Below are 18,027 nucleotides of genomic sequence, written 5' to 3' on the forward strand. Positions count from 1 at the left end.
TCCCTCTCAGCCCAGCAGGACGTCGTCGTCGCCCAGCCGCTTCAGCTCGCGGTAGAGGATGGCGAGGCCGGTGACGATGGCGGCGGCGGACACGGTGGCGTCGATCAGTACCAGGGTGTCCTTCTCCAGCCGCGCCTTCTTGACACGCTTGGCGACGCCGAACGCGCCGACCGCGGTGGCGGCCATGGACAGGTACGTACCGGACCGGGACTTCTTGAATCCCTTGGCCTTGGTCAGTGCACTCACAGCGACGGAGCCTCCTCGATCAGCGGGTGGCCCCACTTTTCCACGAAGGCTGCCTCCACGGCGGCGCCCACCGTGTAGAGGCGGTCGTCCTTCATGACCGGGGCGATGATCTGCAGTCCGACCGGCAGGTTGTCCTCGGGCGCGAGGCCGCAGGGCAGCGACATGGCGGCGTTGCCGGCCAGGTTGGTCGGGATGGTGCACAGGTCGGCGAGGTACATCGCCATCGGGTCGTCGGCGCGCTCGCCGATCGGGAAGGCGGTGGTGGGTGTCGTCGGGGAGACGATCACGTCGACCTGCTCGAACGCCTTGTCGAAGTCCTGCTTGATCAGCGTGCGGACCTTCTGGGCGCTGCCGTAGTACGCGTCGTAGTAGCCGGAGCTGAGCGCGTAGGTGCCGAGCATGATGCGGCGCTTGACCTCGTCGCCGAAGCCGGCCTCGCGGGTCAGCGAGGTGACCTCCTCGGCGGAGTGCGTGCCGTCGTCACCCATCCGCCGGCCGTAGCGAAGGCCGTCGAAGCGGGCGAGGTTGGACGAGCACTCGGAGGGTGCGATCAGGTAGTAGGCCGACAGCGCGAGGTCGAAGGAGGGGCAGTCCAGCTCGACGATCTCGGCGCCGAGCCCCCGCATCAGCTCCACGGCCTCGTCGAACCGCTGGACGACACCCGCCTGGTAGCCCTCCCCCCGGAACTGCTTGACGACCCCGACCCGCATACCGGCCACGGACCCGTTGCGGGCGGCCTCGACGACCGCGGGCACCGGCTCGTCGATGGAGGTGGAGTCCAGCGGGTCGTGCCCGGCGATCACCTCGTGCAGCAGGGCGGCGTCCAGGACCGTACGGGCGCAGGGGCCGCCCTGGTCGAGGGAGCTGGAGAAGGCGACCATGCCGTACCGCGAGACCGCGCCGTACGTCGGCTTCACACCGACGGTGCCGGTGACGGCGGCGGGCTGGCGGATGGAACCGCCGGTGTCGGTGCCGATGGCGAGCGGCGCCTGGAAGGAGGCGAGGGCGGCGGACGACCCGCCGCCGGAGCCCCCGGGGATCCTGGTGAGGTCCCACGGGTTGCCGGTCGGTCCGTAGGCGCTGTTCTCGGTGCTGGACCCCATGGCGAACTCGTCCATGTTGGTCTTGCCGAGGATGACGACGTCGGCGGCCTTGAGCCGCTTGGTGAGCGTCGCGTCGTACGGCGGGACCCAGCCCTCGAGGATCTTGGAACCGACGGTGGTCGGGATGCCCTCGGTGGTGAAGATGTCCTTGAGGGCGAGCGGGACGCCGGCCAGCGGACCGAGCTTCTCGCCCCGGGCGCGCTTCTCGTCGACGGCGCGAGCCTGCGCCAGGGCGCCTTCGCGGTCGACGTGCAGGAAGGCGTGCACCTTCTCGTCGACGGCCTCGATCCGGGCCAGGTGCGCCTCGGTGACCTCGACGGCGGTGAGCTCGCCGGAGGCGATCCTCGCGGCGGTCTCGGCGGCGGTGAGCCTGATGATGTGATCGCTCATGGCGGGTTACTCCTCCCCCAGGATCTGCGGCACCTTGAAACGCTGCTGCTCCTGGGCCGGGGCGCCGGAGAGCGCCTGCTCGGGGGTGAGCGAGGGACGGACCTCGTCCGGCCGCATGACGTTGGTCAGCGGGAGGGGGTGCGAGGTCGGCGGGACGTCTTGGCCGGCGACTTCGCTGACGCGGGCGACCGCGCCGATGATGTCGTCGAGCTGGCCTGCGAAGTGGTCGAGCTCTTCGGGCTTCAGCTCCAGACGCGCCAGCCGGGCGAGGTGGGCGACCTCCTCGCGCGTAATGCCAGGCATGCAGCGATCCTCTGGGGTGAGTGTGAGTGTTTTGGGACCAATCCTATGGGGCGGGGGGCGGTGCCCGTACCGATGGGCCGGGGGCGTGCCGGTGAGGCCCGTTCACGGGCGTCGCGCCGTCCCGTGCGGGTGGTGGTGGCGGTGGGTGCCGGCAGCGGGGCGGGTTGCACGGCCGGTGCCTCGTCGCCGCGCCCCGCGGCGGTACGAGGTCACGCGGCCGGTGTGTGCGGTGCCCGGCGGATGCCTCCCGGCTGCGCCCGGCGCCTGCACCGTACCCGGCGTGGACGCCGGGCGGGGGGTGTGCGCGCAGCCCGGCGCTCGCGGGGTGCCGTCGCGCCCACCCGTGCCGCCCCAGTGGCACGACCGCCCGCGGGAGCGGGGCGGAGGGCGGCGGGCGCGGTGGCGTTGTGTGCGTGGCCTGTCGGGTGGGCGTCGGCGGCGGGGCTAGTCGTCGGCTGTTCTTGCGGCCGGCAGGGCGGCTGCCGGCCGTTGCCAGCCGCGGGAGCCGCGGGCGAGCAGCCACGCCGTGGTCTCGTCCGGCGGCATCGCCGCGGCGACCAGCCAGCCCTGCACGGCGTCGCAGCGCAGATCCCGCAGCCGCTCCCAGGTCTCGTCGTCCTCGACGCCCTCCGCCACCACGAGCAGCCCCAGCGAGTGCGCCAGATCGATCGTGCACCGCACGATCTCCGCGTCCTCGTTGTCGATGGCCAGCCGTGCCACGAACGACCGGTCGATCTTCAGCTCGCTCACCGGCAGCCGCCGCAGATGCACGAGGGAGGAGTAGCCGGTCCCGAAGTCGTCCAGGGACATCTTGACGCCGTGCCCGGTCAGCGCGTTCAGCGTGTCGGCGGCCCGCTGCGGGTCCTCCAGCAGGACGTGCTCGGTGATCTCCAGTTGGAGCGCTCCCGCCGGTACCCCGTGCCGGGCCAGCCGCGCCGCGACGGAGCCGGCGAAGCCGGGGGTGTGCACATCGCGGGGCGACACGTTGACGGCGACCGGGACGAACAGTCCCTGGGACCGCCACTCGGCCACCTGCCCGAGCGCGGTCTCGAGCACGTACTCGGTGAGATGCGGCATCAGCCCGGACGATTCGGCGATCGCTATGAACTCGTCCGGCGGCACCCTGCCCCGCTCGGGGTGCACCCACCGCACCAGGGCCTCGAGCCCGGCGACATGCCCGTCGAAGCGCACCTTGGGCTGGTAGTGCAGTTCCACCTCACGCGCGTCCAGGGCGCGGCGCAGATCGCCCAGCAGCCCCAGCCGGTCAGGGGTGTTGGAGTCGCGCTTGGACTCGTACGCCTCGACTCCCGTACGGTCCCGCTTCGCCTGGTACATCGCCACGTCCGCCCGGCGCAGCAGCCCTTCCGCGTCGACCGCGTGGTCCGGGAACACGGCGACTCCCGCACTCGCCTCCAGGACGAGGGTGAGCCCGTCGAGGTCGAGCGGGGAGCTGAGGGCGGAGACGAGACCGCGGGCGACCCGGGTCGCGGAGGTCGTGGAGTCGGCGACGGGCAGTAAGACGGCGAACTCGTCACCGCCGAGCCGCGCGGCCTCCGCCCCGCGCGGCAGGGCGAGTCTCAGCCGGTCGGCGATCTGCAGCAGCAGCCGGTCACCGGCGAGATGCCCGAGGGTGTCGTTGACCGACCGGAACCGGTCCAGGTCGATGAGCATGAGGGCGGAGCGCACACCGATCCGCTCCGCGTCGTCCAGCGCGGTCCAGATCCGTTCCAGCAGCCACTGCCGGTTGGGCAGCCCGGTGAGCGGATCGCGCAGCTGCTCCTCGGCGCGGGCGCGGGCTATCCAGAGGGTGGAGTCGAGGGCGATGAGCGGGATGCAGAACAGCGGCAGCAGGACGGGTTTGGCGTCGGCGACCACACACACCAGGGGCGCTATGCCGAGCAGGGCGACGGCCACGAGTCCTTGCCGAATCAGGGCGGTCCGGGCCACGGTGGGCAGCCCCGCACGGGGTGTGTGCAGGTACCAGAGCAGGCTGCGGGTGACCGCGAGATAGGCGGCTGCGACGAGTACCACCCCGGGGGCGGTGTACAGCGTCCAGGTGTCCGGACTCGACGGCGACTCGACGGACGGCACGGAGCCGAACGCGGCCAGCACCAGCGCCCCGGCGCCGATGCCGAGCAGATCCACCGCCCCGTGCAGCACACCCTGCCGCCAGCGGCCCCGCCGGGCGACGCCGACCAGCACGACGACGGTGAGGCTGATCATCCCGGACGCGACCCAGCCGTACAGCAGCAGGACGGCCAGGGTGAGAGCGGCGCCCGAGCCCGTGCCGCCCCACCAGCGGGAGCGGCCCAGCATCACCAGGTGCCCCACGATGATTCCGGTCAGCACGGCGAGCGACCAGCCGACGGTCCCGCCCGGGAACAGCGCGTGTCCTGTGGTGAAGGCCCGGAGGAAACCGGCGCCCAGAACAAAGCCGGCCGCCGCGACGACAGCGGTGGGCAACGCGGGCCAGGACGGGTGGCGTTCGGCGTCCGTCTCGGACAGCGAGCCGGACGATCCGGCCGGCGAACCCGACAGCGAGCGGGACAGGGGCCGGGATCCGGACAGCCGGGGAGCACGCCCGGTGGCCGACTGTCCGGCACCGCGCGCGTCCGTACCGCGCGCGTCCGCGGTGCCCGCTCCGGTGCGCCCCTGCGCGCCCGGCCGCCCCGCGGGCCGCCCGTCCTCACGGCGGCGCCGCCATGCGACCGTCATGCGGCGCAAGCGCAGCCGTGAGCCCGGGGCGGCGCTCTCGGTCGGTTCCATTCCCGTCCCTCTCACAGCCGGCGGTGCCCACGCCACGCGGCCCGGTGCCCGACAACCCTCAGCGGCTCCGCGTCGGAAAGCCCTTGCCCGCACCCTTCGCGGGTACGGAATTGCCCCGACCGCAGCTGGGCACGGCAGGCGCACATCTCAACAGTAGGCCGCAGGAGGCTTCCACGGGCACCGGTCGCCGACGGTTGCCCGAATGCGCCCCAGCCACCCGTATGCATCTGGTATGCGCCGATCGCGTGGGCTTCAACCGCTACTCCTCGGCCGAAAGGGCGAGGCCGGCCGCGGCCTCCGGCCCTTGCTCGAGCAGGACGGTGAAGCCCGCTTCGTTCAGAACCGGCACCTTCAACTGCATCGCCTTGTCATATTTTGACCCGGGATTATCTCCCACCACCACGAACGACGTCTTCTTGGAGACCGAACCGGTCACCTTCGCGCCCTGGCTCTGCAGCGCCTCTTTCGCGCCATCCCGGGTGAAATGGTCCAAAGTTCCGGTCACGACGACGGTGATCCCTTCCAGCGGACGCGGGCCCTGGTCCTCGCCGGCCCCCTCGTCCTCCATGCGGACGCCGGCCGCCTTCCACTTGCGGATGATCTCGCGGTGCCAGTCCTCCGCGAACCACTGCTTGAGCGAGGCGGCGATGGTCGGTCCGACGCCCTCGGTGTTCGCCAGCTCCTCCTCGTCTGCCTGCTCGATGCGGTCGACGGAGCCGAACTCGCGGGCCAGTGCCTCCGCCGCGACCGGCCCGACATGACGGATCGACAGTCCGGTCAGCACACGGGCCAGCGGGCGCTCCTTGGCCGCGTCGATGTTCGCCAGCATCGCCACCGCGTTCTTCTTCGGCTCACCCTCCTGGTTGGCGAAGACGGTGGCGACCTTCTCCTCACCGGTCCTCGGATCCCGCTTGGGCAGCCCGCTGTCCTGGTCCAGGACGTACGCCCTGATGGGCAGCAACTGCTCCACGGTGAGGTCGAAGAGATCGCCCTCGTCCCCGAGCGGCGGGTCCGCGGGCTCCAGCGGCCTGGTCAGCGCCGCCGCGGCGACATAGCCGAAGTGCTCGATGTCCAGCGCCTTGCGCCCGGCGAGATAGAACAGCCGCTCCCGCAACTGGGCGGGACACGAACGGGCGTTGGGGCAGCGCAGGTCGACATCGCCCTCCTTCATGGCCTTCAGCGGCGTACCGCACTCGGGGCACCCGGACGGCATCACGAACTCGCGCTCGCTGCCGTCCCGCAGGTCCGCGACCGGCCCGAGGATCTCCGGGATCACATCACCGGCCTTGCGCAGCACCACCGTGTCACCGATGAGCACGCCCTTGGCCCTGACCACGTCCTGGTTGTGCAGCGTGGCGAACTCGACCTCGGACCCGGCGACGGTGACCGGCTTCACCTGTGCGTACGGCGTGACCCTGCCGGTACGCCCCACCCCCACGCGGATGTCGAGCAGCTTGGTGTTGACCTCCTCGGGCGCGTACTTGTACGCGATGGCCCAGCGCGGGGCGCGTGAGGTGGTGCCGAGGCGTCCCTGGAGGGGGATCTCGTCGAGTTTGACGACGACACCGTCGATCTCGTGCGCCACGGAGTGCCGGTTCTCGCCGTAGTACGCGATGAACTCCCGTACACCGGCGAGGTCGTCGACGACCCTGTTGTGGTCGGAGGTCGGCAGGCCCCAGGTCCTGAGCAGGTCGTAGCCCTGGGAGAGGCGGGTCATGCCCTGGTAGCCCTCCAGGACACCGATGCCGTGGACCACCATGTGCAGCGGGCGGGTGGCGGTGACCCGCGGGTCCTTCTGGCGCAGTGAACCGGCCGCCGCGTTGCGCGGGTTGGCGAAGGGCTTGTCGCCGGCCGCGTTCAGCCGCGCGTTGAGTTCCTGGAACATGTCCATGGGGAAGTAGACCTCGCCGCGGATCTCCACGAGGCCGGGCACCTCGTCGCCGGTCAGCCGGTCCGGGATCTCGGCGATGGTGCGGACGTTGGGCGTGATGTCCTCGCCGGTGCGGCCGTCGCCGCGGGTCGCCGCGCGGACGAGCCGGCCCCGCTCGTAGGTGAGGTTGACGGCGAGGCCGTCGACCTTCAGCTCGCACAGGAAGTGGAACCTCTGCTCGCCCAGCTCCTTGTGGATGCGCTCGGCCCAGGCGGCGAGGTCCTCGTCGTTGAACGTGTTGTCGAGGGAGAGCATGCGCGAGACGTGCTGGACGGAGGTGAACTCCGTCTCGTAGGCGCCCGCGACCTTCTGGGTCGGCGAGTCGGGCGTGCGCAGCTCCGGATACTCCTCCTCCAGCGCCGCCAGCTCGCGCAGCAGCAGGTCGAAGTCGGCGTCGCTGATGACGGGGGCGTCGTTCACGTAGTACCGGAAGCGGTGCTCCTCGATCCGCTCGGCGAGCCCGGCGTGCCTCTCCCGCGCCTCGGCGGGCACGCTCGTCGTCTCCGCTTGCTTGTCGCCGGCCACCGTGGGTCCTCCCGTCACTCTGGGTTGTCCGCGAGGGATCTCGCCGCCCGGACGCACTGTGCGTAGGCCCTGCGCGCGTACTCCGGGGAAGCCCCCGCGAGTCCGCACGCCGGGGTGAGCGTGACCGCCTCCGGGAGGAGTCCCGGCCGCAGCCCCAGCCTGCGCCAGAGCGTCCTGACACCCATGACGCTACCGCCCGGGTCCGACAACGGGCCCTCCGTGCCCGGGACGACACCGGCGAACAGCCGGGTCCCGCTCTCCACCGCTTCCCCGATCACCTCGTCGTCACGCTCGGTGAGGAGGGAGAAGTCGAAGGAGACCGCCGCCGCGCCCGCCCGGCGCAGCAGGGTGAAGGGGACGTCCGGCGCGCACGAGTGGACCACGACGGGCCCGCCGTCGTGAACCCCGACGACGTCGCGCAGCGTGCCCTCGACGATCTGCCGGTCCACCGCGCGGTGCGTGCGGTAGCCGCTCGCGCTCCGCACATGGCCGCGCAGTACGGCGGTGAGGGAGGGCTCGTCGAGCTGCAGGACGGGCTGCGCGCCGGGGATGCGGCGCCGTACCTCGGCGAGGTGGAGGCGGAGCCCTTCGGCGAGGGAGGCGGCGAGGTCGCGGCAGGCGCCGGGGTCGGAGAGGGCGGCCTCGCCGTTGCGCAGTTCCAGGGCGGCGGCGAGGGTCCAGGGTCCGACAGCCTGGACCTTCAGCGGGCCTTCGTAGCCCTGGGTGAACTCCTCCAGCGCGTCGAGGTCCTGGCCGAGCCAGGAGCGGGCGCGCTTGGTGTCCCGGCCCGGGCGGTCACCGAGCCGCCAGCCGCTGGGCTCGACGCGGGCGTACAGCTCCACGAGCATGCCCGTGGTCCGGCCGATCATGTCCGCGCCGGGGCCGCGGGCGGGAAGTTCGGGGAGGTGGGGGAAGTTCTCGAAGCTGCCGGTGACGGTTCTCGCGGCTTCCCGGGCGTCGCCGCCCGGCAGGGAGCCGATGCCGGTGGCGGGGCCGAAGGGGGGCTGACTGTTGTCGCTCACGCGAGAAGCGTACGCAGTGGGTGGCCGGGGGTTGTCGCCCCCGCCGCCCCGTCCCCTCCCGGGGGCTGCGCCCCCGGACCCCCCTTCGGTCCTGAACGGGCCTCGTCCTCAGTCGCCGGACGGGCCGGGTGGTGCTCACGGATGGCGATCACCACCCCGGGCGGACCGTCAGGTCGTTGATCTCCGCGTCCCGCGGGAGGTCCAGGGCCGTGACGATCGTCGTGGCGACCGACTCGGGGTCGATCCACCGCGCGGGGTCGTACTTCTTGCCCTCCTGGCTGTGGACCTTGGCCTGCATCGGGCTGGCCGTGCGGCCCGGGTAGACCGAGGTCACACGGACGCCGGCCGCGTGCTCCTCGTGGCGCAGGGAGTCGGCGAGGGCCTTCAGACCGTGCTTGGAGGCGGCGTAGGCGGACCAGCCGGCGTGCGCGTTCAGGCCGGCGCCGGAGTTGACGAAGATCACGTGTCCCCGGCTCGTGCGGAGCTGGGGCAGGAGGTGGCGGGTCAGCTCGGCGGGGGCGAGGAGGTTGACGTTCAGCTGGTGGCGCCAGGTCTTCGGGGTGAGGTCGCCCACCGGGCCGAGGTCGACCACGCCGGCGATGTGGAGCAGGGAGTCGACCTGGTCGGGGAGCGACTGGTGGGAGAAGGCCCAGCTGAGCCGGTCGGGGTCGGCGAGGTCCCCGACGAGGGTGCGGGCGCCGGGGAACTGGGCCGCCAGTTCCTTCGCCCGGCCCGCGTCGCGCGCGTGCAGCACGAGTCCGTCCCCGCGCGCGTGCAGACGGCGGGCGACGGCCGCGCCGATGCCGGAGCCCGCTCCGGTGATCACATGGGTAGCCATACCGGCCATGCTCGCATCACCGGGCGCTCACTCCACGCCCAGGCTCTCCTCCAGGTGCGCCAGCGCGCCCACCGGCTCCTCGGCGAAGAACACCAGGTCGGTGAGCGGGCGGGGCAGGAAGCCCTCGTCCTCCATACGGCGGAACTGCTCCTTGAGTCCGTCGTAGAACCCCGCGGTGTTGAGCAGGACCACCGGCATCTCGGTGTGCCCGTGCTTCTTGAGCTCCAGGATCTCGGTCGCCTCGTCGAGGGTGCCGGTGCCGCCGACCATGACGACGACCGCGTCCGCCTTCTCCAGCAGCAGCCGCTTCCGCTCGGCGAGGTCCTTTGCGATCACCATCTCGTCGACGCCGGTGCGCGCCTTCGCCGCGAGGAACTCCACCGAGACGCCGAGGAGCCGGCCGCCCGCCTCCTCCACCCCGTCGGCGACGACCTTCATCAGTCCGACGTCCGAACCGCCCCAGACCAGGGTGTGCCCGCCCTTGCCGAGCAGCCGCGCGAAGTCCCGCGCGGGGCCGGTGTAGCGGTCGTCGAGGTCGGCGGCGGAGAGGAAGACGCAGATGTTCACGGGCCCACAGTACGGGCGCGGTCGGACATCGTGGTCAGCCGCATCTTCGACTGCCGGTGCGGCAGCTTCTCCCAGTCGTCCATGAACCGCGCCGACAGTCCGTACCCGGCGGCCAGTTCCGTCAGCGTCCGGGTCCGGTAGTAGAAGTCCTCGTGGAGCACCTGGTGCTCCTCGCCGTCGGTGCGGTCGAACGTGAAGTCGAAGAACCCACCGGGTGCCAGCACCCTGCCGACGTGCGCGAAGCACTCCTCGATGACGTGCCGGGGCGAGTGCGAGAAGACGCTGTGCGCGTGGACGACGTCGAAGTGGCCGTCGGGCAGGAAGGCGAAGGTGAGGTCGTTCGCGAGGGTCAGATGGGGCAGCTTGGCCTGCAGCCCGTCCCGTACCAGGGTGTCCTGGGCGGCGAGCAGGATGTGCGGCGAGATGTCGATGCCGTAGTAGTGGCCGGGCTCCAGGTGGCCGATGAACAGGCGCCCCGCGCGGAGGTTGCCGCAGCCGATCTCCAGCATGCGGTGGTGCGGCCGCAGACCGTGCTCCACCAGGTAGTCGAACTGCATCCGGCCGATCCGCGCCCACTGCTCGCGCGAGGGACTGTGGCCGACGGCGGCCTCGGCGCTGCGGGCCGCGTCGGAGGCCATCACCGCCCGGTAGTAGGCGATGTGGTCGCGGTGCCGCAGCCGCAGCCAGGCGTCGCGCAGGGCGCGCCGCGCGTGGGCGGGGACCCTGCCCGGGTGGCCTGCGGCGTAACGGGCCCGGTGGGTGAGGGTCCCCCGGTTGCTGCCGGTGTTCCTGGCTCCCATGCGACCTCCTCGGGAAGAAGTCCGCTCCAGCGTGCGCTGTAATCGCCGAGTCGGCCACCCAGAAGGAGCGATCATGACCCGAGGTCACCGCATCACCGTCGAGCCCAGTGACCGGCGCGTCCGCGTGGTGCACGGCGGGCAGGTGCTGGCGGAGAGCGACCGGGCGCTGGTGCTGCACGAGACGGGATGTCCCGCGCGGTACTACATCCCGCCCGCGGACGTACGCCTTGATCTGCTGACGCCGTCCGGGACGCGCACGCACTGCCCGTTCAAGGGCGACGCGTCCTACTGGTCGCTGCCGGACGCGCCGGACCTGGTCTGGGCGTACCCGGAGCCGAAGACGGCCGTCGCGGAGATCAGGGATCACCTCTGCTTCTACGACGTGGAAGTCGGATGATCGCGTAGAAGGGTTGCGATCGGCGGACGCGCCGCCCGCTTCCGCGATGAAGTCCGTGCCGTGCGGCAGTCTGGTGAGACATGGACAAGAACATCTCTTCGCGCGACGGCACGTCCCTGGCCTACGAGAGCGCGGGGCGGGGACCCACGATCGTCCTCGTCAGCGGCGCGATGTCGACGGGCGGCACGGTGGCGCCGCTGGCCGCTCCCCTGTCGGAGCGGTTCCGGGTGGTCGTGTACGACCGCCGGGGCCGCGGCGCGAGCGGCGACACACCGCCGTACGCGGTGGAGCGCGAGGTCGAGGACCTGGCGGCGCTGATCGAGTCGCTGGGCGGCGAGGCGGCCCTGTACGGCGTCTCCTCGGGCGGTGCGCTGGCGCTCAGGGCGGCGGCGAGCGGGCTGCCGGTGCGCCATGTCGCCGTGTACGAGACGCCGTACGCGATGTCGGCCGACGACCTGGCCGAACGCGCCCGGTACACCGAACAGCTCACGGTGGCGCTCGCGGAGGGGCGCCGCGGGGACGCGGTGGAGCTCTTCCTGCGGCTGACCGGGCTGGGCGAGGCCGTCATCGAGGGCGCCCGGCAGTCCCCGATGTGGGCCGGGATGGAGTCGATGGCCCCGAGTCTGGCGTACGACGACGCCGTGATGGGTGACGGGAGCGTGCCGCGCGAGCTGTTGTCGGCGATCCCGGTGCCGGTGCTGTCGATCGCGGGGGACGCGAGCCCGGCGTGGATGCGTGAGGCCGCGCGGGCGATCGCGGAGTCCGTGCCCCGGGGCGCGTACCGCACCCTGGAAGGCCAGACCCATATGGTCGAACCGGACGTCCTGGCCCCGGTCCTGGCGGACTTCTTCGCACGCTGAGCGGCCCGTCCGGCTCCCCGGGCGGGCGGCGTTCGGCTCGCGGCGTCCGCGGTCGCGCGGCGCGAGCGCTCAGGCCACGTCTGCCGTCGCCCGCACGGTCGACGCGATCGTCGCCGAGCCGACCACGCGGGTGCCGTCGTAGAGGACGATCGCCTGGCCGGGGGCGACGCCGCGGACGGGCTCGGTGAAGGAGACCTCGAGGGAGCCCTCGACGATCTCCGCCGTCACCTCGGTCTCGCCGCCGTGGGCGCGCAGCTGGGCGGTGTAGGTGCCGGGGCCGGAGGGGGCGGCGCCGCACCAGCGGGGCTTGATCGCGGTGAGGGCGGTGACGTCGAGGGCCGCCGCGGGGCCGACCGTGACGGTGTTGTCCACCGGGGAGATGTCGAGGACGTAGCGGGGCTTGCCGTCGGGGGCGGGGGTGCCGATGCGCAAGCCCTTGCGCTGGCCGATGGTGAAGCCGTAGGCGCCCTCGTGGGTGCCGACCTTGCTGCCGGACTCGTCGACGATGTCGCCCTCGGCCTTCCCGAGGCGGCCCGCGAGGAAGCCCTGGGTGTCGCCGTCGGCGATGAAGCAGATGTCGTGCGAGTCGGGCTTCTTGGCGACGGCGAGTCCGCGCCGCTCGGCCTCCGCGCGGATCTCCTCCTTGGTGGTGACCGTGTCGCCGAGGGGGAACATCGCGTGGGCGAGCTGGCGGTCGTCGAGCACGCCGAGGACGTAGCTCTGGTCCTTCGCCATGTCGGAGGCGCGGTGCAGCTCACGCGTGCCGTCCTCGCGCAGGATCACCTGGGCGTAGTGGCCGGTGCAGACCGCGTCGAAGCCGAGGGCGAGCGCCTTGTCCAGCAGGGCGGCGAACTTGATCTTCTCGTTGCAGCGCAGGCAGGGGTTGGGGGTTCGGCCGGCCTCGTACTCGGCGACGAAGTCCTCGACGACGTCCTCACGGAAGCGGTCGGCGAGATCCCACACGTAGAACGGGATGCCGATGACGTCGGCGGCGCGGCGGGCGTCGCGCGAGTCCTCGATGGTGCAACAGCCCCGCGCGCCGGTACGGAAGGACTGCGGGTTCGCGGAGAGCGCGAGGTGGACGCCGGTCACGTCGTGCCCCGCTTCGGCCGCGCGGGCGGCGGCGACGGCGGAGTCGACTCCGCCGGACATGGCGGCCAGGACGCGGAGGGGGCGGGAGGGCTGCGAGGTGTCAGTCATAACCCTTCAAGGGTACGGGGACGCGGGAACCACGGCCGCCGGGTATCCGTTCGAGATCACATGGGGGCTACTGGAGCATCCGAGGGCAAGGACGCGGACCGGCGCATCGGGCGGCGGGCCCTGCTCGTCGGCGGGCTGGCGGCCGCGACGGGCACGACGGTGCTGGCGCGGCACGAGCTGGCGCGGCTGTGGTGGCGCGTGCCCGGCGTCGGGAAGCCGCGTGAGCCGGGCGCGGTCGACTACACGGGGGCCCGCTGGGTGGCCGCCTCGGAGGCCAACTGGCGCCGGGCGGACCGGCCGGACGACTACGGCATCGACATGGTGATCGTCCATGTCACGCAGGGCAGCTTCGACAGCGCGGTGCGGGCGTTCCAGGACCCGGGACACAAGGCGTCCACGCACTACATCGTCGGCCAGGACGGCCGGATCACCCAGATGATCCGTGAGCTGGACGTGGCGTACCACGCGGGCAACCGCGACTACAACGAGCGCAGCATCGGCATCGAGCACGAGGGCTTCGTCGACCGCCCCCAGGACCTCACGGACGAGATGTACGCGTCCTCGGCCCGTCTCACGGCCCGAATATGCGTCCGCTACGACATCCCCGTCGACCGGGAACACATCGTCGGCCACGTCGAGGTCCCCGGCACCGACCACACCGACCCGGGCCCCCACTGGGACTGGGACCGCTACCTGAAACTCGTCCGCGCGGCCCGCACCACACGGACGACACCGGACACCAAGGCCCTCCCTTAGGACCGCGCCCCCCGGAGGCGCGAGGGCGCAGCCCCAGAAAAGGAAAGGGGCGGCGGCGGGGACGAGACACCCCTCAGGTCAGCCCGGCCGCCCGCGCCCGCTCCACCGCCGGCCCGATGGCCTTCGCCAGCGCCTCGACATCGGCCTCCGTGGAGGTGTGTCCCAGGGAGAAACGCAGGGTCCCCCTGGCCAGATCGGGATCCACCCCGGTGGCCAGCAGGACGTGGCTGGGCTGGGCGACTCCGGCCGTGCACGCGGAGCCGGTCGAGCACTCGATGCCCTGGGCGTCCAGCAGAAGCAACAGCGAATCCCCCTCGCAGCCGGGAAAGGTGAAGTGGGCATTGGCCGGAAGCCGCCCGTCCGGCGCGGGGTCGCCGCCGAGGACCACGTCGGGAACGGCCTCGCGGACCGCCGCGACCAGGTCGTCGCGCAGCCGCCCGATCTCGCGGGCGAACCACTCCCGCCGCCCGGCGGCGAGCCGTCCGGCGACCGCGAAGGAGGCGATGGCGGGCACGTCGAGGGTGCCGGAGCGCACATGGCGCTCCTGTCCACCGCCGTGCAGTACGGGCACGGGGGTGTGCTCGCGGCCGAGGACCAGCGCGCCGATGCCGTACGGGCCGCCGATCTTGTGGCCGGAGACGGTCATCGCGGCGAGCCCGGAGGTGGCGAAGTCCACCGGGGTCTGACCGAGGGCCTGCACCGCGTCGGAGTGCAGGGGTACGCCGAACTCGGCCGCGGCCGCCGCGAGTTCACGGACCGGCAGGATGGTGCCGATCTCGTTGTTGGCCCACATGACGGTGGCGAGGGCGACATCGCCGGGGTCGCGGGCGATGGCCTCGCGCAGGGCGTCCGGGTGGACCCGTCCGTGGGAGTCGACCGGCAGGTACTCGACGGTCGCGCCCTCGTGCTCGCCGAGCCAGTGGACCGCGTCGAGGACCGCGTGGTGCTCCACAGGGCTGGCGAGGACCCGGGTGCGGGCCGGGTCGGCGTCCCGGCGGGCCCAGTACAGGCCCTTCACGGCGAGGTTGTCGGCCTCCGTGCCGCCGGAGGTGAAGACGATCTCGCTGGGGCGGGCGCCGAGCGCTTCGGCGAGGGCCTCGCGGGCCTCCTCGACGGTGCGCCGGGCGCGGCGGCCGGCCGCGTGGAGCGAGGAGGCGTTGCCGGTGACACCCAGGTGCGCGGTGAGTGCCTCGACCGCCTCGGGAAGCATCGGGGTGGTCGCGGCGTGGTCGAGGTAGGCCATGGTGGGGCCGATTCTACGGGGCCCGGTGCATCGGCCACGGATCGCGGGTGGCCGGTAAGGGACGGTGGCTCAGAAACTCCACGAGATCGTGCCGTCCGCCTGCATGAACGCCAGCAGGACGAGGAGGTCGGCGACGCCGAGTCCGAGGCCGAGGAGGGCGCGGCCGCGCCGGCGGGTTCCCCGCCACAGCGCGAGGGCCGCCAGCACGATGGCGGTCGGGCCGAGGAAGACGTTGAAAACGAGCAGGCCCAGCAGGCCCAGGACGAAGGACGCGACGGCCATCCCGTCGGCGTCGTGGATTCCGGTGCGGCGGGCGGCCGGTGCGGTGAGGTGCATGGTGATCGGCTCCCACGGTCGGGGGTGTCGGAGGGCGGTCCTGGGGAGGTCAGCGCGCCGGCGTGCCGCGTCGGCGGTCCTGACGCTCACGCAGGGCGAAGACGGTCAGCCAGACGGCGATGACCGCGCCGGCGACGACGGAGAAGGACAGCGGGGCGTGGACCACGGCGCCCAGGGCGACGCCCAGGAGCAGAAGCGCGGCGACGAGGAAGAGCATGAGGAGTTCCTCCAGGTGTCGGGGTGGGTGTGCGCCTTCATTCAGTTACATCTGTTCACTGACTACCCAGTCTAGCGGGGCTCATGACTTTCACCTTGCGGTGAACAGTTGTTGACTGGATGGCATGAGTCACACCCCCGGCGTCCGGCAGGCCCGGAAGCAGAAGACCCGGCAGGCACTGCTCGACGCGGCGCTGCAACTGCTCGAGGGTCAGAGTCTGAGCAGCCTGGGCCTGCGCGAGGTCACCCGCGCGGCCGGAATCGCTCCGACCGCCTTCTACCGGCACTTCCGGTCGGTCGAGGATCTGGGCGTGGCCCTGGTCGGGGAGGCGCTGGGCAGCCTGCACCCGATGATCCGGACGACGGTGTCCTCCACCGGCGACGGGGAGGAACGCATCGAGCGTGCGGTCGATCTGATCGCCGGTCATGTGGACGCGTACCCCGCGCACGTCCGTTTCATCGCCCGCGAGCGGCACGGCGGGGTGCGGTCGGTGCGGGAGGCGATCCACGGGCAGCTGGGACTGTTCACCGCAGAGGTCGGGGAGGCCCTGGGCAAGGACGCGGTGTCGGCGGGGTGGAGCCACGAGGATGTACTGATGCTGGCGCAGCTCTATGTGGACCTGATGCTGGGAACCGCGTCGCTCCTGCTGGAGGGGATGGCGGGGAGCGAGGCGGGGGCGCGAGAGCGGGTGTCGCGGGTGGCCGCGCGGCAGATGCGGCTGATCGGGATCGGGCGGATGCACTGGCTTGACCAGCCGGGTGGGGGCGAGTGAGGGCTTCCTTCGCCCCCGCCGCCCCTTCCCGTCCCGTACCTGGGGGCTGTGCCCCCCAGCCCCCTTTCGGCCCTGCGGGCCTCGCCCCCGATCGCCGGACGGGCTCGCCTACGCCAGCCGCACCCTTGCCAGCTGGCGGGACTGTGCGACCAGGCGGTCCCTGCTGTCCCAGACCTCGGCGTCCTCCTCCAGGAAGCCGCCGGCGAGGTTGCGGGTGGTGATCGCGACCCGCAGGGGCCCCGGGGCGGGGCGGGAACGGATGTGGGCGGTGAGTTCCACCGTGGGGACCCAGCCGGACAGGCCCAGTTCGAAAGCGGTCGGCGGCAGCGCGTCCACCGCGAGGAGCAGGGCGAAGGGGTCGGCGTCCCGGCCGTCGGCGAGGCCGAACCAGGCCCGCATCTCCCCCTTGCCCGAGGGCTGTCCGAGGGCCCAGCCCAGGGTCGAGGGGTCGAGCTTGAGCATCAGGCGCTCGGTGATGGCGGAGCTGCCCTCGACGGGGGTCGGACCGTCCTCGGGACCGAAGCACTGCTCCATCGGCGGGATCGCGGGAGGCTCGGCCGTCGTGCGGACGTCGTCGGGGAGGGAGTCCAGGTCGCCGTAGGAGGCGAGGACGCGGATACGTTCGACCTCCCGGCCCTCCGCGTCCCGCTGGAACAGGGACGCCTGACCGGTCGACAGGGTCCGTCCGGTGCGCACCGTCTCGGTGCGGACGACCGCCGGACCCGGCTGGGAGGCGGTCAGATAGTGCGCGGAGATGGTGAACGGGTCGGAGTGCGGGAGGGCGTCCGCGAGCGCGCGGCCCAGGACCGCCAGCAGGTATCCGCCGTTGACGGCGCTGATGATCGTCCAGCCGGCGGAGAGGTCGATGTCGTAGACGCCGGGCGCACGCGGGGTGAGGGCGGTGTCACGGTCGAACTCACTGGCGCCGATCGTGGCCCGGGTGACCTGGGCGGAGGCTGCTTCTGGCATGCCTGAACAGTACAAGAAGATAATACTAAGCGGTAGCTTTGTCGGGCGGCGGGACCCTCCCTCTACTCCTCGCTGACCGTCGAACGGCGGTGCCACGCCCGGGGTGCCCGCCAGTGGTAGCGCATCGCGAGCAGCCGCAGTACGAAGGCCGTGACCACGGCGAGGGAGCTGGTCACCGGGTTCAGCACGTCGAAGCGGATGCACAGGGCGACCATGGTGGCGCCGACGATGGCCGGGACCGCGTACAGATCACGGTCCCAGCGCAGCAGCGAGGGCACCTCGTTGGCGAGCACGTCGCGCAGTACACCGCCGCCGACCGCGGTGGCCAGGCCCAGACAGGCGGAGGCGGTCAGGCCGAGCCCGTAGTCATAGGCCTTGGTGGTCCCGACCACGCAGAAGAATCCGAGGCCGGCCGCGTCGAAGACGTTGACGCCGACCTGGATGCGTTCGACGTGCGGATGAAGGAAGAACACCAGGGACGCGGCGATCAGGGGGGTGACGAAGTAGCCCAGTTCCGTGAAGGCGGCGGGCGGCACCGCGCCGATGACCAGATCGCGGAAGAGCCCTCCGCCCAGCGCGGTGGCCTGGGCGAGCACGGCTATGCCGAAGACGTCGAAGTTCTTGCGCACGGCCAGCAGGGCACCGGAGATCGCGAAGACGAAGATGCCCATCAGGTCGAGCAGATGCAGGACGGACGGGCTGAACAGTTGCTGGAGCACTCGTACATTCTCACCCAGCAAGCAGCCCTCGCCTTGCAAAACAAGGCGAGGGCTGGGGTGAGCTTGCT

General features: G+C 72.0%; 19 protein-coding genes. 4 read left to right on the top strand and 15 right to left on the bottom strand.

Annotated elements, in window-relative coordinates:
- Positions 1–6: 6 nt before the first annotated feature.
- The 9 genes from HTV45_RS22190 to HTV45_RS22230 form a co-directional block, all read right to left on the bottom strand.
- The gene (locus tag HTV45_RS22190; RefSeq protein WP_215207590.1) at positions 7–246 is read right to left on the bottom strand and encodes a hypothetical protein; all 240 of its coding nucleotides are present in this window, start codon (positions 244–246) and stop codon (positions 7–9) included.
- The gene (gatA, locus tag HTV45_RS22195; protein ID WP_215207591.1) at positions 243–1,739 is read right to left on the bottom strand and encodes an Asp-tRNA(Asn)/Glu-tRNA(Gln) amidotransferase subunit GatA; all 1,497 of its coding nucleotides are present in this window, start codon (positions 1,737–1,739) and stop codon (positions 243–245) included. The genes HTV45_RS22190 and gatA overlap by 4 nt, the downstream gene beginning before the upstream one ends.
- A gap of 6 nt (positions 1,740–1,745) precedes the next feature.
- Complete coding sequence (gene gatC / locus HTV45_RS22200; protein WP_215207592.1) at positions 1,746–2,042, bottom strand: Asp-tRNA(Asn)/Glu-tRNA(Gln) amidotransferase subunit GatC; 297 nt, start codon at positions 2,040–2,042, stop codon at positions 1,746–1,748.
- A 444-nt stretch (positions 2,043–2,486) separates the two neighbouring features.
- Complete coding sequence (locus HTV45_RS22205; protein ID WP_215207593.1) at positions 2,487–4,808, bottom strand: bifunctional diguanylate cyclase/phosphodiesterase; 2,322 nt, start codon at positions 4,806–4,808, stop codon at positions 2,487–2,489.
- Positions 4,809–5,067: 259 nt separating this feature from the next.
- The gene (ligA, locus tag HTV45_RS22210) at positions 5,068–7,263 is read right to left on the bottom strand and encodes an NAD-dependent DNA ligase LigA (protein ID WP_215207594.1); all 2,196 of its coding nucleotides are present in this window, start codon (positions 7,261–7,263) and stop codon (positions 5,068–5,070) included.
- Between the two features lie 14 nt (positions 7,264–7,277).
- Positions 7,278–8,285: a methionine synthase gene (locus tag HTV45_RS22215; protein ID WP_215207595.1), complete on the bottom strand. Its 1,008-nt coding sequence runs from the start codon at positions 8,283–8,285 to the stop codon at positions 7,278–7,280.
- A gap of 148 nt (positions 8,286–8,433) precedes the next feature.
- A complete protein-coding gene (locus HTV45_RS22220; protein WP_215207596.1) occupies positions 8,434–9,132 on the bottom strand; it encodes an SDR family oxidoreductase in 699 nt (232 codons plus the stop codon).
- 18 nt (positions 9,133–9,150) lie between these two features.
- Positions 9,151–9,690, bottom strand: coding sequence for a TIGR00730 family Rossman fold protein (locus HTV45_RS22225; protein WP_215207597.1), 540 nt, complete (start codon positions 9,688–9,690; stop codon positions 9,151–9,153).
- Positions 9,687–10,490: a class I SAM-dependent methyltransferase gene (locus HTV45_RS22230; RefSeq protein WP_215207598.1), complete on the bottom strand. Its 804-nt coding sequence runs from the start codon at positions 10,488–10,490 to the stop codon at positions 9,687–9,689. Before HTV45_RS22230 ends, HTV45_RS22225 begins: the two co-directional genes overlap by 4 nt.
- A 73-nt stretch (positions 10,491–10,563) precedes the next feature.
- Here HTV45_RS22230 and HTV45_RS22235 point away from each other — a divergent pair, with 73 nt between their 5' ends.
- Positions 10,564–10,887 carry a DUF427 domain-containing protein gene (locus HTV45_RS22235; RefSeq protein ID WP_215207599.1) on the top strand — a complete coding sequence of 108 codons (324 nt, stop codon included), beginning with the start codon at positions 10,564–10,566 and terminating at the stop codon, positions 10,885–10,887.
- Between the two features lie 80 nt (positions 10,888–10,967).
- Positions 10,968–11,747 carry an alpha/beta fold hydrolase gene (locus HTV45_RS22240; protein ID WP_215207600.1) on the top strand — a complete coding sequence of 260 codons (780 nt, stop codon included), beginning with the start codon at positions 10,968–10,970 and terminating at the stop codon, positions 11,745–11,747.
- 69 nt (positions 11,748–11,816) lie between these two features.
- Here HTV45_RS22240 and mnmA read toward each other — a convergent pair whose 3' ends face one another.
- Positions 11,817–12,947, bottom strand: a complete 1,131-nt coding sequence (gene mnmA, locus HTV45_RS22245; RefSeq protein WP_215207601.1) for a tRNA 2-thiouridine(34) synthase MnmA — start codon at positions 12,945–12,947, stop codon at positions 11,817–11,819.
- 60 nt (positions 12,948–13,007) lie between these two features.
- Between mnmA and HTV45_RS22250 the strand changes: the two genes are divergently transcribed.
- Complete coding sequence (locus tag HTV45_RS22250) at positions 13,008–13,703, top strand: N-acetylmuramoyl-L-alanine amidase (protein WP_215207602.1); 696 nt, start codon at positions 13,008–13,010, stop codon at positions 13,701–13,703.
- 73 nt (positions 13,704–13,776) lie between these two features.
- Here the strand turns inward: HTV45_RS22250 and HTV45_RS22255 are convergent, their stop codons facing one another.
- From HTV45_RS22255 to HTV45_RS22265, 3 genes are all read right to left on the bottom strand, one after another.
- Positions 13,777–14,946 carry a cysteine desulfurase family protein gene (locus HTV45_RS22255; RefSeq protein WP_215207603.1) on the bottom strand — a complete coding sequence of 390 codons (1,170 nt, stop codon included), beginning with the start codon at positions 14,944–14,946 and terminating at the stop codon, positions 13,777–13,779.
- Between the two features lie 69 nt (positions 14,947–15,015).
- Positions 15,016–15,282 carry a DUF4190 domain-containing protein gene (locus HTV45_RS22260; protein WP_215207604.1) on the bottom strand — a complete coding sequence of 89 codons (267 nt, stop codon included), beginning with the start codon at positions 15,280–15,282 and terminating at the stop codon, positions 15,016–15,018.
- Between the two features lie 49 nt (positions 15,283–15,331).
- Entirely contained in the window at positions 15,332–15,499 is a 168-nt protein-coding gene (locus tag HTV45_RS22265; protein ID WP_215207605.1) for a hypothetical protein, read from the bottom strand.
- Positions 15,500–15,623: 124 nt separating this feature from the next.
- Here HTV45_RS22265 and HTV45_RS22270 point away from each other — a divergent pair, with 124 nt between their 5' ends.
- On the top strand, positions 15,624–16,271 hold the full coding sequence (locus HTV45_RS22270) for a TetR family transcriptional regulator (RefSeq protein WP_215207606.1): 648 nt from the start codon (positions 15,624–15,626) through the stop codon (positions 16,269–16,271).
- A 108-nt stretch (positions 16,272–16,379) separates the two neighbouring features.
- Here HTV45_RS22270 and HTV45_RS22275 read toward each other — a convergent pair whose 3' ends face one another.
- Positions 16,380–17,240, bottom strand: a complete 861-nt coding sequence (locus HTV45_RS22275; protein ID WP_215207607.1) for a thioesterase family protein — start codon at positions 17,238–17,240, stop codon at positions 16,380–16,382.
- A 62-nt stretch (positions 17,241–17,302) separates the two neighbouring features.
- Positions 17,303–17,959, bottom strand: coding sequence for a trimeric intracellular cation channel family protein (locus HTV45_RS22280; protein WP_215207608.1), 657 nt, complete (start codon positions 17,957–17,959; stop codon positions 17,303–17,305).
- Positions 17,960–18,027 lie beyond the last annotated feature (68 nt).

It is taken from the genome of Streptomyces sp. CHD11 (genome assembly GCF_018638295.1).
GTDB lineage: Bacteria > Actinomycetota > Actinomycetes > Streptomycetales > Streptomycetaceae > Streptomyces.